We start from the raw sequence: 21,589 nt of genomic DNA on the forward strand, positions 1-21,589 counted from the left end.
TCGAGAGGGACGGTTGCGCCGCCCCGTTAAAACAGCGGCGGCGCCGCCCCTTAAAACAATGTTACAAAATAGCCCTTGATGGCCGCCGCCAGATCCCGCGCGCTGTCCTCGAAGGCGAGGAAATGGGGGATCAGTGCCGACTCCCGCCACCAGCTGTCCTCCTCCACCGGCACCAGTGCAGGCGCCAGTATCAGTAGCGCCATCACGACGATGGCGCCGCGCAGCAGGCCGAACACCATGCCCAGTACCCGATCGGTGCCCGACAGGCCGGTGGCCTCGACGAAGGCGGACAGGGTCATATTCAGGCCGGCACCGGCCAGCAGCGTGAAGATAAACAGGATGGCGAAGGCGGCGATGGCCTGCAGCGAGGGGGTGTCCACCAGGTTGGAGAGCAGCGGCGCCAGGTCATCGCGGAACATCATTGCGATTACGAAGGCAGCGACCCAGGTGAGCAGGGACAGGGTTTCGCGCACGAAGCCGCGACTGAGACCGATCAGCGTGGATATGGCCACGATTGCCAGAATGGTCCAGTCAGCCCAGTTCATCCAGTCCTACCTGCGTGGCGGCTGCTGCCGCGGAGAGCGCGCATTCTAACTGAAGCGTCCCAGCGCGTGAAGCTGTTCGCAAAAGCCTTCGAAATTAGGAGATGGAATGTTCGGAATGACCGGATTCACCTTCGCACTGGCATGAGGCAAGGCCCTGTTGCCGGTGGCCACCCGGGAAATATTTGCCGATGAGGCTTTTTCCCGGGTGGCCACCGGTAGCAGGACCGGCCGGAGCCATCAGACGCGAAGCTACGCCTTGAAACGCAACACCAGCGTCTGCGCCTTCAGCAGCTGATCCAGCTCCTGCTTGGCCGCCTGGGCATCGGCCTTGCTGACGTTGGGGCCGACGAAGACGCGCACGAAACGGCCCTTGTCGGTGGTGACGGCGCGGGTATAGGCCTTGTAGCCCTCGTCCATCAGGCGGCCGCGCAGCTTCTCGGCCCGCGACTCCTCGCGGTAGGAGGCCACCTGCACCACCCAGGCGATCGGCAGGCCCTTGGCATCGAGGATCGGTGAGGAATCCTGTTTCGATATTTGCGACTGTTCGGGTTTTTCAGCCTCCTCGGCTGCTGCTCCAGCAACGAGTTTGGGCTCTGCCGGCTCGGGGCTGGAACCCTGTTCCACCACTTCCGGCTGGAAGAGTTGCTCCGGCGCCGGTGCCGGCGCTGCACCGGCCACGGGTTCCGGCGGCGCTATCTCGATTGGCTGGATATCCGGCGCCGGCGGTATCTGGCTGGTGACGTCGATATAGCGCGCGCCCTCGCGGTCGAACAGGGTCGGCAGGAAGATGACCGCGAGCGCGGCCAGCACCAGCGCACCGACGATGCGCTGCTTGAAGCCATCGTTCAGCCGCCCGCGCGGGGCTCTACTCTCGAAATCAGGGGCGCGACTCGCCATCGCCGTCGTCTCGTATACGCTGTAAAACTTCCGCAACAGTAAAGAAGGATCCGAACACAAGCAACCTGTCCGCCGGACCGCTGGTCACCAGAAGTCGTTCCAGGCCCTCAACCACGTCCGGGCAGCGGTCATCTATCCGCGACTGCGCCACCCCCGCCCTCTCCAGGCCGGCCAGCAGGGCGCCACAGCCGGCGGCGCGCCGGTTGCCCGGCAGCAGCGCCGGCTGCCAGCTGTCCACCAGGCCCCGCAGCGGTGCGAAGAGTCCCGGCAGGTCCTTGTCCGCCATGGCCGCCACCAGCGCGTGTGTCTCGCCGGGCACCGGGTTGGCCTTCAGCCAGCGCGCCAGGTACTCGGCCGCGGCCGGGTTGTGGCCCACGTCCAGCAGCAGGGAGCGGTCACGCCAGCGGACCTGCTGGCAGCGCCCAGCCAATTGCATGCCCGCCAGGGCCTCCTCCAGCCCCCGCTCCGGCAGCGCCTCGAGGACGGCCAGTGCGGTGATGGCGGCGGCGATGCTCGGGCGCGGCAGGCTGATCGGCGGTATCTCGAGATCGAGATCGCCGAAGCGATAGCCATTATCCGTCACAAAAAAATCGCGGCCGACAAAATAGCTGGGCGCCGCCAGGCCGCCGGCCGCGGACACCACCGACAGCGGCGGCTCGGGATCGGCGCAGACGAAGGGGCTGCCCGGACGCAGTATGCCGGCCTTCTCGCGCCCTATCACCTCGCGGTCGCTGCCGAGCCAGGACTCGTGGTCTATGGCCACGCTGGTGATGATGGCCAGGTCCGCATCCACCAGGTTGACCGCGTCCAGGCGCCCGCCCAGGCCCACCTCCAGCAGCGCGTACTCGACGCCGGCCTCCCGGAAGAGCCACAGGGCCGCGAGAGTCGTGTATTCGAAATAGGTCAGGCTGGTCCGGCCCCGGACCGCCTCCACCGCCTCGAAGGCGCGCACCAGGTCGGCGTCACCCACCTCGGCGCCGCCGATGCGCACCCGCTCATTGAAGCGCAGCAGGTGCGGGGAGCTGTAGGCACCCACCGGGTGGCCTCCGGCGCAGAGCAGCGCTTCCATGGTGGCCACACAGGAGCCCTTGCCGTTGGTGCCGGCAACGGTGATGACAGTGGGCGCCGGCTTTTCGACACCCAGCGCGCGCGCCACCTCGGCCACGCGGCCAAGGCCCAGTTCGATTTCGGTGGGGTGCAGCTTCTCCAGGCGGGAGAGCCAGTCTTGCAATGTGTTCATATTTGCAGTGCGCAAACGTAGGAGCGGCCCATGGCCGCGATCAGACTTCCCGGTTGCCCCGGACATCGATCGCGGCCATGGGCCGCTCCTACGGCAAAGAAATTTATACCCCGAGTCCCGAGTCCCGAGTCCCGAGTCCCGTTTCAGTCAGCTTGCCCAGCAGCCGCGCGACCGTCTCGCGCATTTCCCTGCGCGGAATGATCATATCGATGGCGCCGTGCTCGAGCAGGAACTCGCTGCGCTGGAAGCCCTTGGGCAGTTTCTGGCGGATGGTCTGCTCGATGATGTTGGGCCCGGCGAAGCCGGCGCGGGCGCCCGGCTCGGCGGCGTTGATGTCGCCCAGCAGCGCCAGGGACGCGGACACGCCGCCGTAGACCGGATCGGTCATGATGGAGATATAGGGCACACCGGCCATCTTCATCTTTTCCAGCACCGCGGAGGTCTTGGCCATCTGCATCAGCGAGATCAGCGCCTCCTGCATGCGCGCGCCGCCGGTGGCGGAGAAGCATACCAGCGGGATACCCTCCTCCAGGGCGCGCTGGGCCGCGCGGGTGAAGCGCTCGCCCACCACATAGCCCATGGAGCCGCCGTGGAAGGCGAACTCGAAGGCCACCGCCACCAGCGCTTTGCCCTCCAGGGTGCCGCGCATCGCGATCAACGCGTCCTTCTCACCGGTCGCCTTCTGCGCCTGGGTCAGGCGATCCTTGTATTTCTTCACGTCCTTGAATTTGAGGCGATCCACCGGCTCGACGTCGGTGGCCAGCTCCTCACGCCCCTCCTCGTCGAGGAAGATATCCAGGCGGCGGCGGGCGCCGATGCGGAAGTGGTGGTCGCACTTGGGGCACACATCCAGGTTGCGCTCCAACTCCGGGCGGTACAGCATGGCGTCGCACTTGACGCACTTCTTCCACACCCCCTCGGGAACTTTGCTGGCGCCGGTGCGGCGCTCGGTGCGGATGACCGCGGGAACAATCTTTTCTAACCAGCTCATCTCGTTTCCAAATCCCGATGCTTTTTATTGGCCGGCATTGTACCGGTCTGTGGTTTTGAGGCTGAGAATTAAAACACTTTGCGAATCTTCAGACCGGGCCAGATCAGCCGCTATTTTTGGCTTTCTGGCCAGTTCGATGGTGGATGCGCCAGACGCTTATCCACCCTACAAATCTGGCACTGGGCAAACCATAGGGTGGATAAGCGTCTGGCGAATCCACGCCGGGCGAATCCACGCCGGGCACATCCACGCCGGGCACATCCACCAACGGGGTCGCTCACGCATCCAACGCGGTGCGGATCTCACCCACCAGCGCCGCGACACTGTCTTTGGCCGCCGCGGGGTCCCGGGCCTCGCCGATCGCGGATACCAGCACGCTGCCCACCACGGCGCCGTCGCCGTGCGCGCTGACCGCCTTCGCGGAGGCGCCGTCCTTGATGCCGAAGCCGACACACAGGGGCAGCTCGGTAAAGCCACGGATATGCTCGAGCTTGTCGCGCACCGAATCCAGGTCCAGATGGCCGGCGCCGGTCACCCCCTTCAGGGACACATAATAGACAAAGCCGCTGGCCAGTCGCGCAATCGCCTCGATGCGCTCATCGCTGGTGGTGGGCGTCAGCAGGAAGATATTGCGCAGGCAGCGCTCCGCCAGCAGCGCGTTCAGCGGCCCCGCCTCCTCCGCCGGCAGGTCCACGGTCAGGGCGCCGTCGACGCCGGCATCCCGGGCGGCGTCGGCAAACTGCTCCGCGCCCATTTTCTCAATGGGATTGGCATAGCCCATCAGGATCACCGGTGTTTCAGAGTCCTCCCGGCGGAACTCCTCCACCAGCTCCAGGCACTTGCGCAGGGAGGCCTTGTGCGCGAGGGCGCGCTCGTGTCCCTTCTGGATCACCGGCCCTTCGGCCATCGGATCGGAGAAGGGTACACCCAGCTCGATCAGGTCCGAGCCGCTGGCCACCAGTTGGTGCATCAGCGGGACTGTGTTGTCCAGGCCACCGTCGCCGGCGACGATATAGGTCACCAGCGCCTTGCGGCCCTCGCTGCGGAGTTTGGCGAAGCGGCGGTCGATTCTGTTTTCTTGTGTCACTGGTTAATCCCTAATTCCGTTCGCGGCCAACGGCCGCTCCTACACTTGGATGCCGTCGATGGCGGCAACGGTGAAGATATCCTTGTCGCCGCGGCCGGACAGGTTCACGACGATGTTCTGTTCCGGCCTCATGGTTGCGGCCAGCTTGAGCGCGTAGGCCACCGCGTGGCTGGATTCCAGCGCCGGAATAATACCCTCGGTACGGGTCAGGGTGCGGAAGGCATCCAGGGCCTCCTTGTCGTCCGCGGTGACGTACTCAACGCGGCCCATATCCTTCAGCCAGGCGTGCTCCGGCCCCACGCCCGGGTAGTCGAGGCCGGCGGAGACAGAGTGGGTCTCGATAATCTGGCCGTCCTCATCCTCCATCAAATAAGTGCGGTTGCCGTGCAGGATTCCCGGAACGCCGTCGTTCAGCGGCGCCGCATGGCGGCCGGTCTCCAGGCCCTCGCCGCCGGCCTCGACGCCGTACATCTTCACCGAACCGTCATTCAGGAAGGGGTGGAAGAGGCCTATCGCATTGGAACCGCCGCCGACACAGGCCACCAGTGCGTCCGGCAGCTGGCCGAACTCCTCCAGGCTCTGGCGGCGCGCCTCGCGGCCGATCACCGAGTTGAAATCCCGCACCAGCTGCGGATAGGGGTGGGGACCGGCGACGGTGCCGATAATGTAGAAGGTATCGTCCACATTGGTGACCCAGTCGCGCATTGCCTCGTTCATGGCGTCTTTCAATGTCTTGGAGCCGGACTCCACCGGAATCACCTCGGCACCCAGCAGCTTCATGCGGTAGACGTTGGGCGACTGGCGCTTCACATCCTCGGCGCCCATATAGACCGCGCATTGCAGCCCCAGGCGCGCGGCCACGGTGGCAGTGGCCACGCCGTGCTGGCCGGCGCCGGTCTCGGCGATCACCCGGCTCTTGCCGCTGTGTTTGGCCAGCAGCGCCTGGCCGACGGTGTTGTTCACCTTGTGCGCGCCTGTGTGGTTCAGGTCCTCGCGCTTCAGCCAGATACGCGCGCCGCCGGCCCGCTCGGTCAGCCTCTCGGCCAGGTACAGGGGCGACGGGCGGCCGACATAGTGCGCCAGGTCGTGATCGAAGGCGGCGATAAATTCCGGGTCATCCTTCAGGCGCGAGTACATCGCCTGCAGCTCGTCCAGCGCGCTGATCAGTGTCTCCGACACAAAGCGGCCGCCGTAGGGACCGAAGTGCCCGCCGGCATCCGGGTAGGCGGAAAAATCTATCGCGCTCTCTTGCGCACCGTCTCGCGCACTTTGATCACTCACTTGCACACTCCATCGATTGGGGAAAACGATTCATCGGATTTTTGCCGCGCGGATAAAGGCGGCGACCTTGTGCGGGTCCTTGCGGCCCGGCGACACCTCGACACCGCCGCTGACATCCACCGCCTGGGGTCGCGCGGCCTCTATCGCCCGGGCCACATTGTCCGGGTTCAGGCCGCCGGCCAGCACCACCGGCCGGCCGCTGTGCTGCGGCACCCGCTGCCAGTCGAAGGTCTCGCCGGTGCCGCCGGGCACGCCGGGGCGGTAGGCATCCAGCAGGAAACCACGCGCCCGCGGGTGCTCGTTCATGGCCGCCAGCACGTCCAGGCCGTCTTTCATACGCAGCGCCTTGATATAGGGGCGCCGGAACTGCTCGCAGTATCCGGCGTCTTCGTCGCCGTGAAACTGCAGCAGGTTCAGCGGCACTTTTGCGAGCACGGCCTGCACATCCGCCTCGGCGGCGTTGACGAAGAGCCCGGTCAGGGTGACGAAGGGCGGCACCGCCGCGGCAATCGCGACCGCCCTGTCCATATCGATATGTCGCGGACTGGCCGCATAGAACACCAGCCCCAGCGCATCGGCACCGGCGGCGGCGGCCGCAGTCGCGTCTTCGATATTGGTGATACCGCAGATTTTTACTTGCATCGCGCTTGCTTTAACTGCTCGACCGGCGGTTCAAAAATGAGGGAGCCAGCGATACTAGCAGATTGGTGCGAGGCGCGAAATGCAAAGCGCCCGGAGATCACCCGGACGCCGGCAGACCGCCGAGGGGCAGCGGCACCAGCAGCGGCCCCGGCTCCATCTGCGGCAACAGGAATTCCTCCGGGTACTGCACATCCACCAGGTAGAGGCCGTAGGGCGGCGCGGTGACGCCGCCGGCGGTTCTGTCGCGGGCCTCCAGCACCTGCTTGACCCACTCCGGCGGATGCTCGCCGCGACCCACCGCCATCAGCACGCCGGTGATATTGCGCACCATATGGTGCAGGAAGGCGTTGGCGCTCACCTCCAGCGCTATCAGCTGCCCCACCCTGGCGATATCCAGGTGGGTGACCTCCCGCACCGGGCTCTTCGCCTGGCACTGGGTGGCGCGGAAGCTGGTGAAGTCGTGGCGGCCGAGCAGATATTTTGCGCCCGCGCGCATGGCGTCCAGGTCCAGCGGGTGCTGGGTCCAGGTCACCTCGGCGGCCACGTGGGCCGAGCGGGTCGGCGCACTGTGGATCAGGTAGCGGTAGCTGCGCGCGCGCGCGGAGAAGCGCGCGTGGAACTGCGCCGGCACTTCCCGGGCCCAGCGCACCCGCACCTCGTCCGGCAGCCGGGTGTTCACACCCTGCACCCAGGCGCGCCGGGGCCGCACCGCACGGGTGTCGAAGTGGATCACCTGGTTGGTCGCGTGCACGCCGGCATCGGTGCGACCGGCGCATACCAGGGTCAGGGGCTCGGCGGCGATGCTGGACAATGCCTGTTCCAGGTAGGCCTGCACCGTCTCCGCGGCGGATTTCTGTTTCTGGAAGCCGTGCAGGCGGGCGCCGCAGTATTCGACGCCCAGGGCGATGCGGCGCAGGCCCTCGGGCAGCTGTTCGCCGGGGGGGACTTCGCCGTTGGGTTTGTAGATATATTCTCGCTGCATTGCCTTACCTCAGGATTTGATCGCGGCCAACGGCGGATGGCCGCCCCGCCGCTCCTACAGCGGGCCTCCGGCCCGCGGTGCGGAGCAGGAGTTCCGCGTTCCCGAGTCCCGAGCCCCGAGCCCCGAGCCCCGAGCCCCGAGCCCCGAGCCCCGACCATAAAAAAACCCCGCAGCCAGTGCGAGGTTTTTCCCGGGCCTGGAGTCGGCTTTTACGCCATGCGCTCCAGCATCTCCTCGGCGCGCGCCTTGTGCTCGCCGGTGCCCTCCTGCACCACTTCGTTGAGGATATCCTTGGCGCCGTCCTTGTCACCCATATCCAGGTAGGCCTGGGCAAGCTCCAGCTTGGTGCTGACTTCGTCGCTACCCTCGAGCAGGTTCAGCTCGGAATCCAGGTCACTCTCCAGATTGAAGCTCAGGTCGCCGAGATCTGCCTCGGGCTCTGCCGCAGATGCGGGCCGGGCGGTTTCAGCGGCTGCCGGCTTCGGCTGCTCGGCGACGGCGACGCCGCTCTCCAGGGACAGCTCCTCTTCGGAGGCGAGGCCGCCGGAGATATCGTCCAGGTCGATGGAATCCAGGTCCAGGCCGTCCAGCTCGTCGCCGAGGGTGTCCAGGTCGTCATCGGAGAAGTCGTCCAGGGACAGCTCTTCTTCACCGGCGGAAACACTGGCAGTTTCAGTATCGGCACTCGCGACTGCCGCTTCGGATTCCGGCTGCGGCTCGCCGCCGTCGTCCATCGGCGACAAGTCCAGGTCGAAATCCAGACCGGCGGGCTCCTCGGCCTCTCCGCCACTCTCTTCGGACCCGGCTGTCTCAAACTCGATGCTTTCCAGGCTGGTGCTCTCGAATTCGATGGAGCCCAGCTCGTCCTTCTCCCCTGTCTCAGCACTGCCGTCTTCTGAGCCCAGGTCCAGCTCGCCCAGATCCAGGTCGCCGGACATCAGGTCGTCGAGGTTGAAGTCGTCGTCCGCGGCCTCCGCCTTGGAGTCCTGCCCTGCCGTATCGCTGTCGAAACTGCTATCCAGGTCCAGATCCAGGGAGAAATCGTCCTCTTCCAGGTCGACCGCAGCGCTGCCGCTGTCGTCGGACAGATCCATGGTCAGGTCATCCAGCAGCGAGGTATCGCCTTCCAGTTCGCTGCCGAAATCAGAGCCGTCAGCGCCGAAGTCGGAGCCGTCAGCGCCGAAATCAGAGCCCTCAGCACCGAAGGAGTCACCGGCGAAATCGTCCTCAAAGGATGCGCTGATGTCGTCCAGCTGCGTGGCTTCCAGGGACTCGCTGGAGAAATCCATCTCCGGCGCCTCAAAGGGCGGTGCACCGGCAATGCTCTCGCGCAGGCGCGCGGCGCGGTCTGCAGCCGGGCCATCGCTGATACTGAGCAGTTGGCGGTAGTGATCGTCAAAGCTGCCGACATCCTGCTTGTGTGCATAGACCTCGAGCAGCATCAGGCGCGCGTCGACGTTCTGGCCGTCCTGCGCCAGGCCGGTCAGCAGCTTGTTCTCGGCCTCGCCGTACTGGCCCAGGGACAGGTGGATCTCCGCTTCGGAAATCGGGTCGTCGGTGCCCACATCATCGAGGCCACCGAGATCGAAATTGTCATCGGCCTCCATGCCTTGCAGTGCCGCCAGGTTCTCGTCCGGCTCGGCCAGCTCCTCGGGCGCCTCGGCCAGCGCGCGCTCGGCGGCCATCTCGCGCTCCACCTGCAGCATGGCCTCCTCTTCTTCCTTGCGGCGGCGCCAGGTGAAGAAGCCGAACAGGGCCACCAGCAGCGCGCCGGCACCTATGCCGATCAGTTGGATGTTTTCCATCAGCCGCTCCATCAGGGTCGGCTCGGACCGGGTCTGCACCGTCACCACGCGGTTGCGGCTGCTGTCCTCCTGCGGCTCGGGCTCCTCTGCGACTGCCGGCTGTTCCGCAGTTTCGGGGGCCGGCTCCCCGGAGATGGCCTCTTCGGCAGCTGCCTCCTCCCCAGCGGATTCGCTTTCGCCGGCCTCGATCGGGTTGACTGCCGGCTCGGACTGTTCGGCCGCGGCCTGGACAGCGCGCATCTCTTCATTGGAGACCTCTACCAGGCGCTCCATGGTGTCTATCTGCTCGTCCAGCTCGGCGATGCGGTCCTGCAGTTCTTCGCTCTCCAGGCGCGACTTGTCCAGCTCCTCCTCGGTAACGGCGAGTTCGCCGGCCAGCGCCTCGCTGTCCTCGGCGCCACTGCCGGAGCCGGAGAGAAGGGATTCGTTGTCCCCTGGCGCCGCCAGGCTCACACGGCCCTCGACGGTTTCACTCGCAGCGGTATCCTCGGCAACCGCGCGCGCATCCAGAGGCGCGCCGGTGGCCGTATCGCCGCCGGTATTGCCGCTGACACGCTGGCGCCAGGCGTCGTTCTGCACCGCCACTTCGGCGACGGCCTCGGACAGGGTGAGCGCGCGCAGGTCGTCCGCGCTGGGTAGTCGCAGCACCGCGCCCTTCTTCAGCAGGTTGATGTTGTTGTCGATAAACGCCTCGGGGTTGAGGCGCTGGATGGCGAGCATGGCCTGGTGAACCGAGGCACCGGTGGTGGCGCGGTTCTGCAGTGCGATTTCCCACAGGGTGTCGTTGGCGGCCACGGGGCCGTAGACCTGGCTGCTGCTCGCCGAGGACTCACTGGCGGGCTGGCCGCTCCGGGAGCGCAGCTCCACCGGTTCTTCAGGCGTCGGCTGCGAAGCCTGCGCGGTGTTTTCTTCCGCAGTGGGCCGTGCCTCTTCGACATCCCGCACTTCCACCCGCTCTTCCGGCGCCGGCTGCTCGGGGCGCGTGACGGTGGGCTGCAGCGGCCGCTGCACCGGGGCATCGCGGTGCACCTGCTGGCGCTCGCGCTCGGCGGCGCGCACCGGCTGCTGGGCGGTGGTGTTGGAGAATGCGGGCAGGTCCATCAGCAGGGTGTATTCCCGCAACAGGCGGCCGCTGGGCCAGCGGGTTTCCACCAGGAAGTTCAGGAAGGGTTCGCGAATCGGTTCACGGCTGGTCACGCGTATCACCGGCTGGCCGCCGGAGTAGTCCACGTCGAAGCGCAGCTCGGTGAGCAGGTAGGACCTGTCGACGCCGGCCCGCTCGAAATCCTCGGGACCGGCGAGGCGCACCTTGATCTCACTGTCGCCCAGGCCGCGGGTCTGCAGCAGGCTGATTTCTGCATTGAGAGGCTGGTTGAGGGTGGAGTTCAGTTTGATCTCACCCAGCCCGAGCGCCAGAGCCGCGTTGCCACCCAGTGCGCTGACCAGACCTACCGCTAGTGCCAGCTTTCGCACACGCATATCCGATTCCCTTTATTGTTAGAATCACCGGGCTTTCCGCGAGCCCGCCTTTTTTCGCGAAGCTCTCTTTGGGAAAAACCCCATCACTGTACAGTAAACGTTCAACTATGCGACTGCCGCAATGGCAGCCTTTTCATCTCTGGCGAATTAGTCGCCACCCCCAAGCTGAACGAATGTTAAGAATACACCTTCACTATGGCGGCTAAGTATTAAATATCAGTGGTTTTTTAGCAACAAGTGAACAATCTGTACGCAGTTCATTGCCAGATCTTTGCGCAAATTGTCCGACACCGCACAAAAATTGACCTGCCGGCTATTTAACAGACTCTGTCGCACACGGCCAACCAGGGTGGTGTCGCCGCCGACTGCATCCTCCGCCGAGGGCCGTTCCGCCATCTGCAGGCGGGCGCCATTGCCGAGCAGTGCACGCACCTTTTTCAGGTCGACGTCCCCGGCCAGCGTCACGCGCAGGTTGGCCAACTGGCCGTGGAACACAGAGGAGGTATTGATACAGGCGTCCACCGCGACCGCCTCGCCGAGCAGGCGGCGCAGGTCGTGGATCAGTGCCAGCTCGCTGATGTTGTGGCCGCTGGCCAGCAGTGCCTCGCTGGAGCTCAGTTGGTTGAAGGCCAGGCGCTGGCCGATGGCCGGATCTATTTCCGCCTCCTGGCCGCTGAACATGCGCGCCGTCTGCGCGGCCATGGCATCCACCGCCGCCTTGCCCAGGGCCGACACCGGCTGGTTCAGCTGTACTTCCACCGCCTGCAGCTGGTCCTGCAGCGGGTACAGCGCCTCGGCCGCCATGGCCGCACCGGCCACTGGCAGCGTCAGCACGCGGCGCTCGGCGGTGGCGATGGCACCGCTGTTCAGCAGCGGATGCACCAGGGTGGCGCTGTCGTCGCCGCGGGTGTTCTCCGCCACATCCAGCACCCAGGCGCCGGCCGCCTCGGCCGCGGCCAGGGCTGCCTGCCCCGCATCGCCGCCCTTCAGCAGCAGCACCACCTGCTCCGGCGCGAAGGTGAACTGCTCCAGGGACTGCACCGGGATATTGCGCTTGGCGTATACCTGCGGCTCCACCTCGCTGTCCTCCATTTCCAGCAGGCGCAGCTGGCCGGCGGCAACGGTGCCGCGCTCCTCGAGGATTTCCAGCAGGGGGCCAAAGGCGGCGTTATCGACACCGACAATGACCAGTTCGCGGGTGGTTTCCGACATGGTGATTCACTTCTTGGGATGGGGGTACGAAAGAGGGGCGATTATACCCGCGCGGAGCGATCACAAAAGTGCCTGGAGCACTTTTGGCCAGCTTTAGATAGCCCGAAGGGTGAAGTACAGGGATGTGCTTCACAAAAAAGCCGCTCCCGGGATCGGGGCGGCTTTTATAGTGTGAAGGGAATCACAGGCTCAGGCTTCAGGGGGCACAGTAAGAGAACCCGGGGCGGCCCTGCTGCCGGTGGCCACCTGACAAAAAACCTAATCGGTACTGTTTACCAGCCGCAGGCGCTTTTGCCAGGTGGCCACCGGCATCAGGGCCTTCGCATCTGACTCCGGCATTCTTTTCCGAGTCCCGGGTCCCGAGTCCCCAGTCCCGACAAAACCTTACAGCTTGCCCAGCAGGATCAGCAGCACCCGGCGCAGCGGTTCCGCCGCGCCCCAGAGCAGCTGGTCGCCGACGGTGTAGGCGTTGAGGTACTCGGGGCCCATGTTCAGCTTGCGCAGGCGGCCCACCGGGATGTCCAGCTTGCCGGTCACCGCGGTCGGGGTCAGTTGCTGCAGGGTGGCCTCGCGCTTGTTGGGCACCACCTTGACCCAGTCGTTGGCGGTACCGATCAGCTGCTCTATCTCCGCCAGCGGCAGGTCTTTCTTCAGCTTCACGGTAAAGGCCTGACTGTGGCAGCGCATGGCGCCGATACGCACGCAGGTGCCGTCCACCGGCACGGTGCTCGAGGTGCCAAGAATCTTGTTGGCCTCCACCTGGGCCTTCCACTCCTCGCGGCTCTGGCCGTTTTCCAGTTGGGTGTCGATCCAGGGCAGCAGGCTGCCGGCCAGGGGTGCGCCGAACTCGGAGGTGGGGAAATCCGCGGAGCGCATGTCGTCGGCCACCTTGCGGTCGATGTCCAGGATGGCGCTGGCCGGGTCCGCCAGCTCACCGGCGACGCCGTCGCGGATGGCGCCCATCTGCGAGATCAGCTCGCGCATGTTTTTCGCACCGGCGCCACTGGCGGCCTGGTAGGTCATCGCCGACACCCACTCCACCAGGTCGGCCTTGAAGAGACCGCCCAGGGCCATCAGCATCAGGCTGACGGTGCAGTTGCCGCCGATAAAGTTCCGGGTGCCAGCCTCGATGCCCTTGTCGATCACGTCGCGGTTGACCGGGTCCAGCACGATGATGGCATCGTCTTCCATGCGCAGGCTGGAGGCGGCATCGATCCAGTAGCCCTTCCAGCCCTTTTCACGGAGCTTGGGAAAGACCTCTTTCGTGTAGTCGCCGCCCTGGCAGCTGACGATCGCGTCCAGCTCGGCCAGCGCGTCTATGTCGTAGGCGTCGCCCAGGGGCGCCAGGTCGCGGCCGATATCCGGCGCCTTGCCGCCGGCATTGGAGGTGGAGAAGAAGACCGGCTCGGGGATGTGGGCGAAATCATTTTCTTCCAGCATGCGGCCCATCAGGACCGAGCCGACCATGCCGCGCCAGCCGATAAAACCTACTTTTTGCATTGCAGTATCCTGTTCAATCTTTGGTCATCTGGGTTCCGGCCTGCACCGGAACGACGAATGGGGGAACGGCGGAATTATCAGAAAGCGGCCACCACTGCTGCGCCCATCTCCGCGGTGGATACCTTCCTGCTGCCTTCAGTGTAGATATCCGCGGTGCGCAGTCCCTGATCCAGAACCTTGCTGACCGCCGCCTCGATGGCGTCGGCCGCCTCGCCCATATCCAGCGAGTAGCGCAGCATCATCGCTGCGGACAGGATCGTCGCCAGCGGGTTGGCGATGCCCTGGCCGGCGATATCCGGCGCGGAGCCGTGGCAGGGCTCGTAGAGGCCGAAGCCGGTTTCGTTCAGCGACGCGGACGGCAGCATGCCGATGGAGCCGGTCAGCATGGCGGCGGCGTCGGAGAGGATATCGCCGAACATATTGCCGGTGACCATCACGTCGAACTGCTTGGGCGCGCGCACCAGCTGCATGGCCGCGTTGTCTACGTACATGTGCGACAGCTCCACATCCGGGTATTCCGGGGCCAGGCGGTCCAGCACTTCGCGCCACAGCACGGTCACTTCCAGCACATTGGCCTTGTCCACGGAGCAGAGTTTGCCGCCCCTCTTTTGCGCGGCCTCGAAGGCGGTGCGCGCGATGCGCTCGATTTCCGACTCGCTGTAGACGTAGGTGTTGAAGCCCTGCTTCTCGCCGTTTTCCAGCGTGCGGATACCCCGCGGCTCACCGAAATAGATGCCGCCGGTCAGCTCGCGCACTATCAGGATATCCAGGCCGGAAACCACTTCCGGCTTCAGCGAGGACGCCTCGGCCAGCTGTGGATACAGGATCGCCGGGCGCAGGTTGGCGTAGAGGTCGAGTTTGCTGCGGATTTTCAGCAGGCCCTTCTCCGGGCGGATTTCCCGCGGAAGCTGATCCCACTTGGGGCCGCCGACGGCGCCCAGCAGCACCGCATCGCACTTGCCCGCTTCTTCCAGGGTGGCGTCGGTGAGCGGCTCGCCGTATTCATCGATGGAGGCGCCGCCGATCAGGCCCTGCCCGAAGGAGAGGCCCAGATTGAATTTTTTGTCCGCGGCTTCCAGTACCGCCACCGCCTGCTCGACGATTTCCGGGCCAATGCCGTCGCCCGGCAGGATCATGATTTTTTTGCTCACGACTGTTCCTTTACTTTAAATATTTTCATCGACAGACCTGATTCTGTCTCTCGCGCTATATATTCTCATGTCGTCATACCGGCGCAGGCCGGTATGACGACGTTGCGCTGTAGGGGCCTGCTTGCAGGCGAATGGAGCAAGGCTCCGCAGCTTTCGCCTGCAAGCAGGCTCCTAAGCTTTCGCCTGCAAGCAGGCTCCTACAGGGTGCGCCGACTCACTTTACGGCGTCGAAAAGCCAGGGCGCCTGCTCGCGGCGCCTGGCCTCGTAAGCGCGGATATCGTCCGCGTCCTCAAGGGTCAGGCCGATATCGTCGAGGCCGTTCAGCAGGCAGTGCTTGCGGAAGGCGTCCACTTCAAAATCGATGGTGTCGCCGTTCGGCTTGACGACCTGCTGCTTCTCCAGGTCGATGGTCAGCTCGTAGCCTTCCTGTTCATACATCTCGGCGAACAGCTGATCCACAACCGCCTCTTCCAGAACGATCGGCAGCAGGCCGTTCTTGAAGCAGTTGTTGAAGAAGATATCCGCAAAGCTGGGCGCGATCACCGCGCGGAAGCCGTAATCGTCCAGGGCCCAGGGCGCGTGCTCGCGGCTGGAGCCGCAGCCGAAATTCTTGCGCGCCAGCAGCACCGAGGCACCTTTATAGCGCGGGAAGTTCAGCGGAAACTCTTCGTTCAGCGGGCGCTTGGAACAGTCCTGCCCGGGCTGGCCCTCGTCCAGGTAGCGCAGCTCGTCGAACAGGTTGGGGCCGAAGCCGGTGCGCTTGATGGATTTCAGAAACTGCTTGGGAATGATCAGGTCGGTATCCACATTGGCGCGATCCATCGGCGCCACCAGGCCCCTGTGCTGGGTAAAAGCCTTCATTTACGCAGTCTCCTGTTGGGATTCGAATTCACGCACATCGACAAAGCGGCCGGCAATCGCCGCCGCCGCCGCCATGCCCGGGCTCACCAGGTGGGTGCGGCCGCCGTAGCCCTGGCGCCCCTCGAAGTTGCGATTGGAGGTGGAGGCGCAGTGCTCGCCCGCCCCCAGCTTGTCCGCGTTCATCGCCAGGCACATGGAGCAGGAGGGCTCGCGCCACTCGAAGCCGGCCTCGATAAAGATCTCGTGCAGCCCCTCCCGTTCCGCCTGGGCTTTCACCGACTGGGAACCGGGTACAATCAACACCTGCTTGACGCTGTCGGCCTTTTTGCGGCCCTTGGCCACCGCCGCCGCCGCGCGCAGGTCCTCGATACGGGAGTTGGTGCAGGAGCCGATAAACACGCGATCCAGCTTGATATCGGTAATCTTCTGGCCGGCGGCCAGGCCCATATATTCCAGCGCCCGCTCGATACCGGCGCGCCTGGTCGCATCGGATTCATTTGCCGGATCCGGCACCAGCGCGCTGACCGGCGCCACCATCTCCGGGGAAGTGCCCCAGCTCACCTGCGGCTCGATTTCCTCGCCGCGCAGCTCCACCACTGCGTCGAACACCGCATCGTCGTCGGAGTGCAGGCGGCTCCAGTTCTCGACCGCCCTTTCCCACTGCTCGCCCTTCGGCGCATAGGGTTTGCCTTTCACGTAATCCAGGGTGACCTGGTCCACCGCCACCATACCGGCGCGGGCGCCCGCCTCGATGGCCATGTTGCACACGGTCATACGGCCTTCCATCGACATGTTGCGCATGACTTCACCGCCGAACTCGATCGCGTAGCCGGTGCCACCGGCGGTGCCTATCCTGCCGATGATCGCCAGCACCACGTCCTTGGCAGTGACGCCCGGACCCAGCTCACCGTCCACACGCACCAGCATGTTCTTCATCTTCTTCTGGATCAGGCACTGGGTGGCCATCACATGCTCCACCTCGGAGGTGCCGATACCGTGCGCCAGCGCGCCCAGGGCACCGTGGGTGGAAGTGTGGGAATCGCCGCAGACCACGGTCATGCCCGGCAGGGTCGCGCCGGTCTCGGGGCCTATCACGTGCACAATGCCCTGCCCCGGCTCATTGATACCGAACTGCACCACATCGAAATCGCGGCAGTTCTCGTCCAGGGTCTGCACCTGGATCCGCGCTATCTCATCGCGGATACCGGCCACGCCGGCGGCGCGCTCGGCCGCCTCGGAGGGCACATTGTGGTCCGGGGTGGCCACCAGGGAATCTTTGCGCCAGGGCTTGCGACCGGCCAGTCGCAGGCCTTCAAACGCCTGCGGTGAGGTCACCTCGTGGATCAGGTGGCGGTCGATATAGATCAGCGCAGTGCCGTCTTCGCGGCTCTTTACCAGGTGGTCCTGCCAGAGTTTGTCGTAGAGCGTCTGCCCGGCCATGGCCGTATCTCCTCGTTTTTGGATTGGGGCAGTCTAGACTCGGGGATTGAATAACATCAATTTATATTTATTATAAGTTTGAGTCGTATTTGGAATGATTCGAGTTCGGGACTCGGGACTCGAGGAAGAATACCGGAGTCAGATACGCAGGCCCCCGGCAGCGGGCCGCCAAAACACCCGCTTACAGGCACCAATCACAAGGGCACCAAACGATGGAAATCCAATGGTTGAGGGCCTTCCTCGCCACCGCCGAACAGGGTTCGGTCTCCGAGGCGGCGGAGCACCTGCACCTGACCCAGCCGGCGGTCAGCAAGCGCCTGGCGGCGCTGGAACAGCAGTTGGGCACGCCCCTGTTCGACCGCATAGGCCGTCGCCTGCAGCTGACCGATGCCGGCCGCGCGCTGCTGCCGCGGGCGCGGCACATCCTCAACGAAGTCAGCGATGCCGAGCGGGAGCTGCGCGCCCTGGGCGGCGCCGTGACCGGCAGCCTGCGCATCGCCACCAGCCACCATGTGGGCCTGCACCACCTGCCGCCGGTGCTGAAGGCATTCAGCTCCCGCTATCCCGACGTGTCCCTGGATATCGACTTCGTCGACTCCGAGCAGGCCTACGAGGCCTTGATGGCCGGCGAGTACGAACTGGCCGTGGTCACCCTGGCGCTGAAGGAATACCCCAGCCTGGAGGCCCGCGTGATCTGGCCGGACCCCTGCGTGGTGGTGGCCGCGCCCGATCACCCGCTGGCGCAGATGCCGGCCCTGGATCTTCCCGACCTGGCCCGCTACCCGGCCATACTGCCGGACCTGAACACCTATACGGGGAGATTGATCAAGCGAGAGTTCGACGCCCGCGGCCTGAAACTCACCGCCAAACTCGCCACCAACTTCCTCGAGACCATCAAGATGATGGCCGGCGTCGGCCTCGGCTGGAGCGTGCTGCCGCGCACCCTGGTGGACGACAGCCTCGCCGTGCTGCCGGTGGAGAAGCTGCACATAGTGCGCAACCTGGGCGTAATCAATCACCGCGCCCGCACCCTCAGCAACGCCGCCTGCGCACTGCAACAGCTGCTGTTTGCCGCAGCGGACAAAAAATCACCAGACAAAAGCGGGCACTAATCACACAACCCGGTAAAAATGTGCGGCTGACATCAGCACGCCATGCAAAAAAGGGTAAACTGCGGCGCAGCTTTTAATAGAGAGTTAATGGAGAGAACCCCATGAAAAAAATAACACTCGCCCTGTGCGCGGCCCTGGCCAGCGGCACTGCCAGCGCCGATACCATCCTCGGCTTCGACGCCAGCGCCGGCGTCTGGCAGCCGAGCTACGGCGGCAATATCGGCGTGGACGACTTCAATGTGGACGAGTTTTCCCTGGCCGAAGACAACGTGACCTTTATCCAGGCAGCCCTGGAGCACCCGGTCCCGCTGATCCCGAATATCATGCTTGCCCGCAGCGGTATCGAGACCGACGGCAGCGCCATGCTGGAGAGAGACGTCACCTTCGGCGACGAGACCTTCAGCGCCAACACCCAAGTCAGCGCCAACATCGACCTGACCCACACCGACGCCACTCTCTACTACGAGATCCTCGACAACTGGGTGAACCTGGACCTGGGCCTGACCGCGCGCCAGTACGACGGTGCCCTGGATGTCCGCCAGGTCTGCCCGGAGGACGCCGCTTGCGTAGCTGTCGTCCAGGAGGAAAATATCGAACTGTCCGGTGTTCTGCCGATGGTCTACGCCATGGCCCGCTTCGACCTGCCCTTCACCGGCTGGTCCGTGATCGCCCAGGGCAACGGCACCGGCTACAATGGCGACACCCACACCGACGTGACCGCCAAGGTGCGCTGGGACTTTATGCCCGCAGCGGACTTCGCCATCGAGGCCGGCTACCGGATGATGAGCCTGGACGTGAAGGAGCTGGACGACTTCCAGAGCGATATCGAAATCAAGGGTCCCTACCTGGGCCTGAACCTGCACCTGTAAAATTCGGGACTCGGGACTCGGGACTCGGGACTCGGGACTCGGGACTCGGGACTCGCAGGATTGTGCTGTAGGAGTGGCCGTTGGCCGCGATCGGATTTTCCGGCTTCCCGGACATCGATCGCGGCCAGCGGCCGCTCCCGGCCGGACCGGTCCTAGGTTATCGGCCCCGCCCCCATCCTGAACAGCGCCTTGCCGGCGCCACTGCGCGCATAGGCCAGGGCCGCCTCGTAGTCCCCCAGCGCAAACTGCCGCTCGGCCGTCGCACCCAGTTCGCCGGTGCCGACCAGTTTCTTCACCCGGCGCATCACGCCGGCCAGCTTCCACCGGGACTGCATCGCCAACCAGTTACACAGGTAGAAGCCCTCCACCCGTGCCATCGACATCATCATCTCCGGCACCTGCAGCACCGCCTTGTCCCGGTCCAGGGTACCGTAACAGACCAGCCTGCCCCGCGGCGCCAGGCAACGCAGCACCTCGGCGCACAGCTGGCCGGCGACACTGTCGATGGCGTAGCCCACACCGGCGCCGCCGGTGATTTCCGCCACGCGGCTGAACAGGTCCTCGCGGTCGGTGGCGATCACCACATCGGCGCCGAGACGCTTGAGTTCTGCGACGCGATCCTGGCGCCTTACCACATTGATGGTCCTGAAGCCGTAACGCCGCCCCAGCCGGATCACCATCCGGCCCAGCGCCGAGCCGGCCGCCGTCTGCAGCAGGTATTCGCCGCGCGGCACCTGCAACACCTCGCGGGTAAGAATGTAGGCGGTGAGCGGGTTGAGAAAGAACATGGCCCCCTGGGCATCGCCGATATCCTCAGGCAGCAGCAAAGTCCGGCAGGCATCCACCGCCACATACTCGGCCCAGGTGCCGCTGTCCGGGGACGCGTTGGCGATCACCGCAACGCGCCTGCCCAGCAGGCGGCGGGCCAGGAGCCCACCGCCGACCGCTTCCACCATCCCCACCCCCTCGCTGCCCAGGGTGCAGGGAGCGCGCTTCAGAAGGTTGCCCTGGGGTAGCTGATAGAAGGCGGGTTTCCTGTAATTCCACACCGCATTCTGCAGTGCCTGGCCGTAGCGCCCGTGAATGACATTGAAGTCGGAAGGATGGATCGCGCTGGCGCTCATGCGCACCAGCAACTGGCCGGCGTGAGGGACCGGCATCTCCACGTCAGAGTAGTGCACGCGGCTCAGGTTTTCCGCATGGCGGTCAATGGTCAGCGCTTTCATTCCCGGTAGTTACCTCACTGCCACATCGGCAATTCGCGATGGTAACCGCAAACGGCGCAACAGAAAGTGGAATGCCGCCGCAATCCACTGGGATTCAGCGCAAACTTGTTTACTGCCCGACGGTGACCACGCCCGCAGTGACATCGCCGTTCTGGCCGCGCTGGCGCAGGGCGTGATCGATCAGCACCAGCGCCATCATCGCCTCGGCGATGGGCGTCGCGCGGATGCCGACGCAGGGATCGTGGCGACCCTTGGTGACCACCTCGATGGGATTCCCGTGTACATCGACGCTGCGCCCGGGAATACGCAGACTGGAGGTGGGCTTCAGGGCGATATGGGCGATGACGTCCTGGCCGCTGGAAATACCGCCGAGCACGCCACCGGCATTGTTGGACAGGAAGCCCTCCGGCGTTATTTCGTCCCGGTGCTCGGTGCCCTTCTGCTCGACGCTGGCAAAACCGGCCCCTATCTCCACGCCCTTGACCGCGTTGATACTCATCAGCGCGTGGGCCAGGTCCGCGTCCAGTCTATCAAAGATGGGCTCGCCGAGGCCGGCGGGCACATTGCTGGCCTGCACCGAGATGCGCGCACCTATGGAGTTGCCCTCCTTGATCAGGGCCTGCATATAGGCCTCCATCTCCGGCACCTTGTCCGAGTCCGGGCAGAAGAAGGGATTCTGCCCCACCTGGTCCCAGTCGAACTTTTCAATTTTGATGGGCCCCAGCTGGGACAGGTAGCCGCGCACCTCAATGCCGTATTTCTGCCTCAGCCACTTCTTGGCAATGGCCCCTGCGGCGACACGCATGGCGGTCTCCCGCGCCGAGGAGCGGCCGCCACCACGGTAGTCACGCAGGCCGTATTTCTGCCAGTAGGTGTAGTCCGCGTGAGCCGGGCGCACCTGCCCGGCGATATTGGCGTAGTCCTTGGAGCGCTGGTCGGTGTTCTCGATCAGCAGGCCGATCGGGGTACCGGTGGTTCTGCCCTCGAAGACACCGGACAGGATCTTCACTTGATCCGCCTCGCGGCGCTGGGTGGTGTAGCGGGAGGTGCCGGGCTTGCGCCTGTCCAGCTCCAGCTGGATTTCCTCTTCGCTGATTTCCAGTCCCGGCGGGCAGCCGTCGACGATACAGCCCAGCGCCAAGCCGTGGCTCTCGCCGAAAGTGGTGACGCAAAACAGCTTGCCAAAGGTGTTGCCGGACATTGGGAGGGGACCTTGTGGTTAGTCTTTGTGGGTTGGTTGAGGGCGGGGATTATAGCGGTTTTTGGGA

Annotated in this window: 18 protein-coding genes; 2 read left to right on the top strand and 16 right to left on the bottom strand. The window is 65.0% G+C overall.

Annotated elements, in window-relative coordinates; genetic code table 11:
* Positions 1–50 precede the first annotated feature (50 nt).
* The 14 genes from AC6R19_RS00495 to leuC all read right to left on the bottom strand — a co-directional run bounded on the left by AC6R19_RS00495 (position 51) and on the right by leuC (position 17,114).
* Positions 51–545 carry a CvpA family protein gene (locus AC6R19_RS00495; RefSeq protein WP_500577512.1) on the bottom strand — a complete coding sequence of 165 codons (495 nt, stop codon included), beginning with the start codon at positions 543–545 and terminating at the stop codon, positions 51–53.
* Positions 546–794: 249 nt separating this feature from the next.
* The gene (locus tag AC6R19_RS00500) at positions 795–1,442 is read right to left on the bottom strand and encodes an SPOR domain-containing protein (RefSeq protein ID WP_500577513.1); all 648 of its coding nucleotides are present in this window, start codon (positions 1,440–1,442) and stop codon (positions 795–797) included.
* Positions 1,423–2,682: a bifunctional tetrahydrofolate synthase/dihydrofolate synthase gene (folC, locus tag AC6R19_RS00505; RefSeq protein ID WP_500577514.1), complete on the bottom strand. Its 1,260-nt coding sequence runs from the start codon at positions 2,680–2,682 to the stop codon at positions 1,423–1,425. The genes AC6R19_RS00500 and folC overlap by 20 nt, the downstream gene beginning before the upstream one ends.
* A gap of 103 nt (positions 2,683–2,785) precedes the next feature.
* A complete protein-coding gene (gene accD, locus AC6R19_RS00510) occupies positions 2,786–3,673 on the bottom strand; it encodes an acetyl-CoA carboxylase, carboxyltransferase subunit beta (protein ID WP_500577515.1) in 888 nt (295 codons plus the stop codon).
* A gap of 277 nt (positions 3,674–3,950) precedes the next feature.
* Positions 3,951–4,760 carry a tryptophan synthase subunit alpha gene (trpA, locus tag AC6R19_RS00515; RefSeq protein WP_500577516.1) on the bottom strand — a complete coding sequence of 270 codons (810 nt, stop codon included), beginning with the start codon at positions 4,758–4,760 and terminating at the stop codon, positions 3,951–3,953.
* Between the two features lie 39 nt (positions 4,761–4,799).
* The gene (gene trpB / locus AC6R19_RS00520; protein WP_500577517.1) at positions 4,800–6,041 is read right to left on the bottom strand and encodes a tryptophan synthase subunit beta; all 1,242 of its coding nucleotides are present in this window, start codon (positions 6,039–6,041) and stop codon (positions 4,800–4,802) included.
* A 30-nt stretch (positions 6,042–6,071) separates the two neighbouring features.
* Positions 6,072–6,683: a phosphoribosylanthranilate isomerase gene (locus AC6R19_RS00525; protein WP_500577518.1), complete on the bottom strand. Its 612-nt coding sequence runs from the start codon at positions 6,681–6,683 to the stop codon at positions 6,072–6,074.
* 97 nt (positions 6,684–6,780) lie between these two features.
* Entirely contained in the window at positions 6,781–7,665 is an 885-nt protein-coding gene (gene truA / locus AC6R19_RS00530) for a tRNA pseudouridine(38-40) synthase TruA (RefSeq protein ID WP_500577519.1), read from the bottom strand.
* A gap of 209 nt (positions 7,666–7,874) precedes the next feature.
* Positions 7,875–10,949, bottom strand: a complete 3,075-nt coding sequence (locus tag AC6R19_RS00535) for a FimV/HubP family polar landmark protein (protein WP_500577520.1) — start codon at positions 10,947–10,949, stop codon at positions 7,875–7,877.
* A 216-nt stretch (positions 10,950–11,165) separates the two neighbouring features.
* Positions 11,166–12,161 carry an Asd/ArgC dimerization domain-containing protein gene (locus AC6R19_RS00540; protein WP_500577521.1) on the bottom strand — a complete coding sequence of 332 codons (996 nt, stop codon included), beginning with the start codon at positions 12,159–12,161 and terminating at the stop codon, positions 11,166–11,168.
* Between the two features lie 384 nt (positions 12,162–12,545).
* The gene (gene asd, locus AC6R19_RS00545; protein WP_500577522.1) at positions 12,546–13,661 is read right to left on the bottom strand and encodes an aspartate-semialdehyde dehydrogenase; all 1,116 of its coding nucleotides are present in this window, start codon (positions 13,659–13,661) and stop codon (positions 12,546–12,548) included.
* A 77-nt stretch (positions 13,662–13,738) separates the two neighbouring features.
* Entirely contained in the window at positions 13,739–14,812 is a 1,074-nt protein-coding gene (gene leuB, locus AC6R19_RS00550; RefSeq protein ID WP_500577523.1) for a 3-isopropylmalate dehydrogenase, read from the bottom strand.
* 214 nt (positions 14,813–15,026) lie between these two features.
* Entirely contained in the window at positions 15,027–15,674 is a 648-nt protein-coding gene (gene leuD, locus AC6R19_RS00555) for a 3-isopropylmalate dehydratase small subunit (protein WP_500577524.1), read from the bottom strand.
* Positions 15,675–17,114, bottom strand: a complete 1,440-nt coding sequence (gene leuC, locus AC6R19_RS00560) for a 3-isopropylmalate dehydratase large subunit (protein ID WP_500577525.1) — start codon at positions 17,112–17,114, stop codon at positions 15,675–15,677.
* Positions 17,115–17,326: 212 nt separating this feature from the next.
* Between leuC and AC6R19_RS00565 the strand changes: the two genes are divergently transcribed.
* Complete coding sequence (locus AC6R19_RS00565) at positions 17,327–18,226, top strand: LysR family transcriptional regulator (protein ID WP_500577526.1); 900 nt, start codon at positions 17,327–17,329, stop codon at positions 18,224–18,226.
* A 101-nt stretch (positions 18,227–18,327) separates the two neighbouring features.
* Entirely contained in the window at positions 18,328–19,095 is a 768-nt protein-coding gene (locus tag AC6R19_RS00570) for a TIGR04219 family outer membrane beta-barrel protein (RefSeq protein WP_500577527.1), read from the top strand.
* Positions 19,096–19,247: 152 nt separating this feature from the next.
* Here the strand turns inward: AC6R19_RS00570 and AC6R19_RS00575 are convergent, their stop codons facing one another.
* Both AC6R19_RS00575 and aroC read right to left on the bottom strand, forming a co-directional pair.
* Entirely contained in the window at positions 19,248–20,321 is a 1,074-nt protein-coding gene (locus tag AC6R19_RS00575; RefSeq protein WP_500577528.1) for a zinc-dependent alcohol dehydrogenase family protein, read from the bottom strand.
* Between the two features lie 109 nt (positions 20,322–20,430).
* Positions 20,431–21,522, bottom strand: coding sequence for a chorismate synthase (gene aroC / locus AC6R19_RS00580; RefSeq protein WP_500577529.1), 1,092 nt, complete (start codon positions 21,520–21,522; stop codon positions 20,431–20,433).
* Between the last annotated feature and the right edge of the window lie 67 nt (positions 21,523–21,589).

Source organism: Microbulbifer sp. SE14 (assembly GCF_059834885.1).

Bases quoted from the DNA above. Each gene is read 5' to 3' on its own strand.
- AC6R19_RS00495 (WP_500577512.1), bottom strand. From the start codon at position 545: ATGAACTGGGCTGACTGGACCATTCTGGCAATCGTGGCCATATCCACG.
- AC6R19_RS00500 (WP_500577513.1), bottom strand. From the start codon at position 1,442: ATGGCGAGTCGCGCCCCTGATTTCGAGAGTAGAGCCCCGCGCGGGCGG.
- folC (WP_500577514.1), bottom strand. From the start codon at position 2,682: ATGAACACATTGCAAGACTGGCTCTCCCGCCTGGAGAAGCTGCACCCC.
- accD (WP_500577515.1), bottom strand. From the start codon at position 3,673: ATGAGCTGGTTAGAAAAGATTGTTCCCGCGGTCATCCGCACCGAGCGC.
- AC6R19_RS00525 (WP_500577518.1), bottom strand. From the start codon at position 6,683: ATGCAAGTAAAAATCTGCGGTATCACCAATATCGAAGACGCGACTGCG.
- truA (WP_500577519.1), bottom strand. From the start codon at position 7,665: ATGCAGCGAGAATATATCTACAAACCCAACGGCGAAGTCCCCCCCGGC.
- AC6R19_RS00535 (WP_500577520.1), bottom strand. From the start codon at position 10,949: ATGCGTGTGCGAAAGCTGGCACTAGCGGTAGGTCTGGTCAGCGCACTG.
- AC6R19_RS00540 (WP_500577521.1), bottom strand. From the start codon at position 12,161: ATGTCGGAAACCACCCGCGAACTGGTCATTGTCGGTGTCGATAACGCC.
- asd (WP_500577522.1), bottom strand. From the start codon at position 13,661: ATGCAAAAAGTAGGTTTTATCGGCTGGCGCGGCATGGTCGGCTCGGTC.
- leuD (WP_500577524.1), bottom strand. From the start codon at position 15,674: ATGAAGGCTTTTACCCAGCACAGGGGCCTGGTGGCGCCGATGGATCGC.
- leuC (WP_500577525.1), bottom strand. From the start codon at position 17,114: ATGGCCGGGCAGACGCTCTACGACAAACTCTGGCAGGACCACCTGGTA.
- AC6R19_RS00565 (WP_500577526.1), top strand. From the start codon at position 17,327: ATGGAAATCCAATGGTTGAGGGCCTTCCTCGCCACCGCCGAACAGGGT.
- AC6R19_RS00570 (WP_500577527.1), top strand. From the start codon at position 18,328: ATGAAAAAAATAACACTCGCCCTGTGCGCGGCCCTGGCCAGCGGCACT.
- AC6R19_RS00575 (WP_500577528.1), bottom strand. From the start codon at position 20,321: ATGAAAGCGCTGACCATTGACCGCCATGCGGAAAACCTGAGCCGCGTG.
- aroC (WP_500577529.1), bottom strand. From the start codon at position 21,522: ATGTCCGGCAACACCTTTGGCAAGCTGTTTTGCGTCACCACTTTCGGC.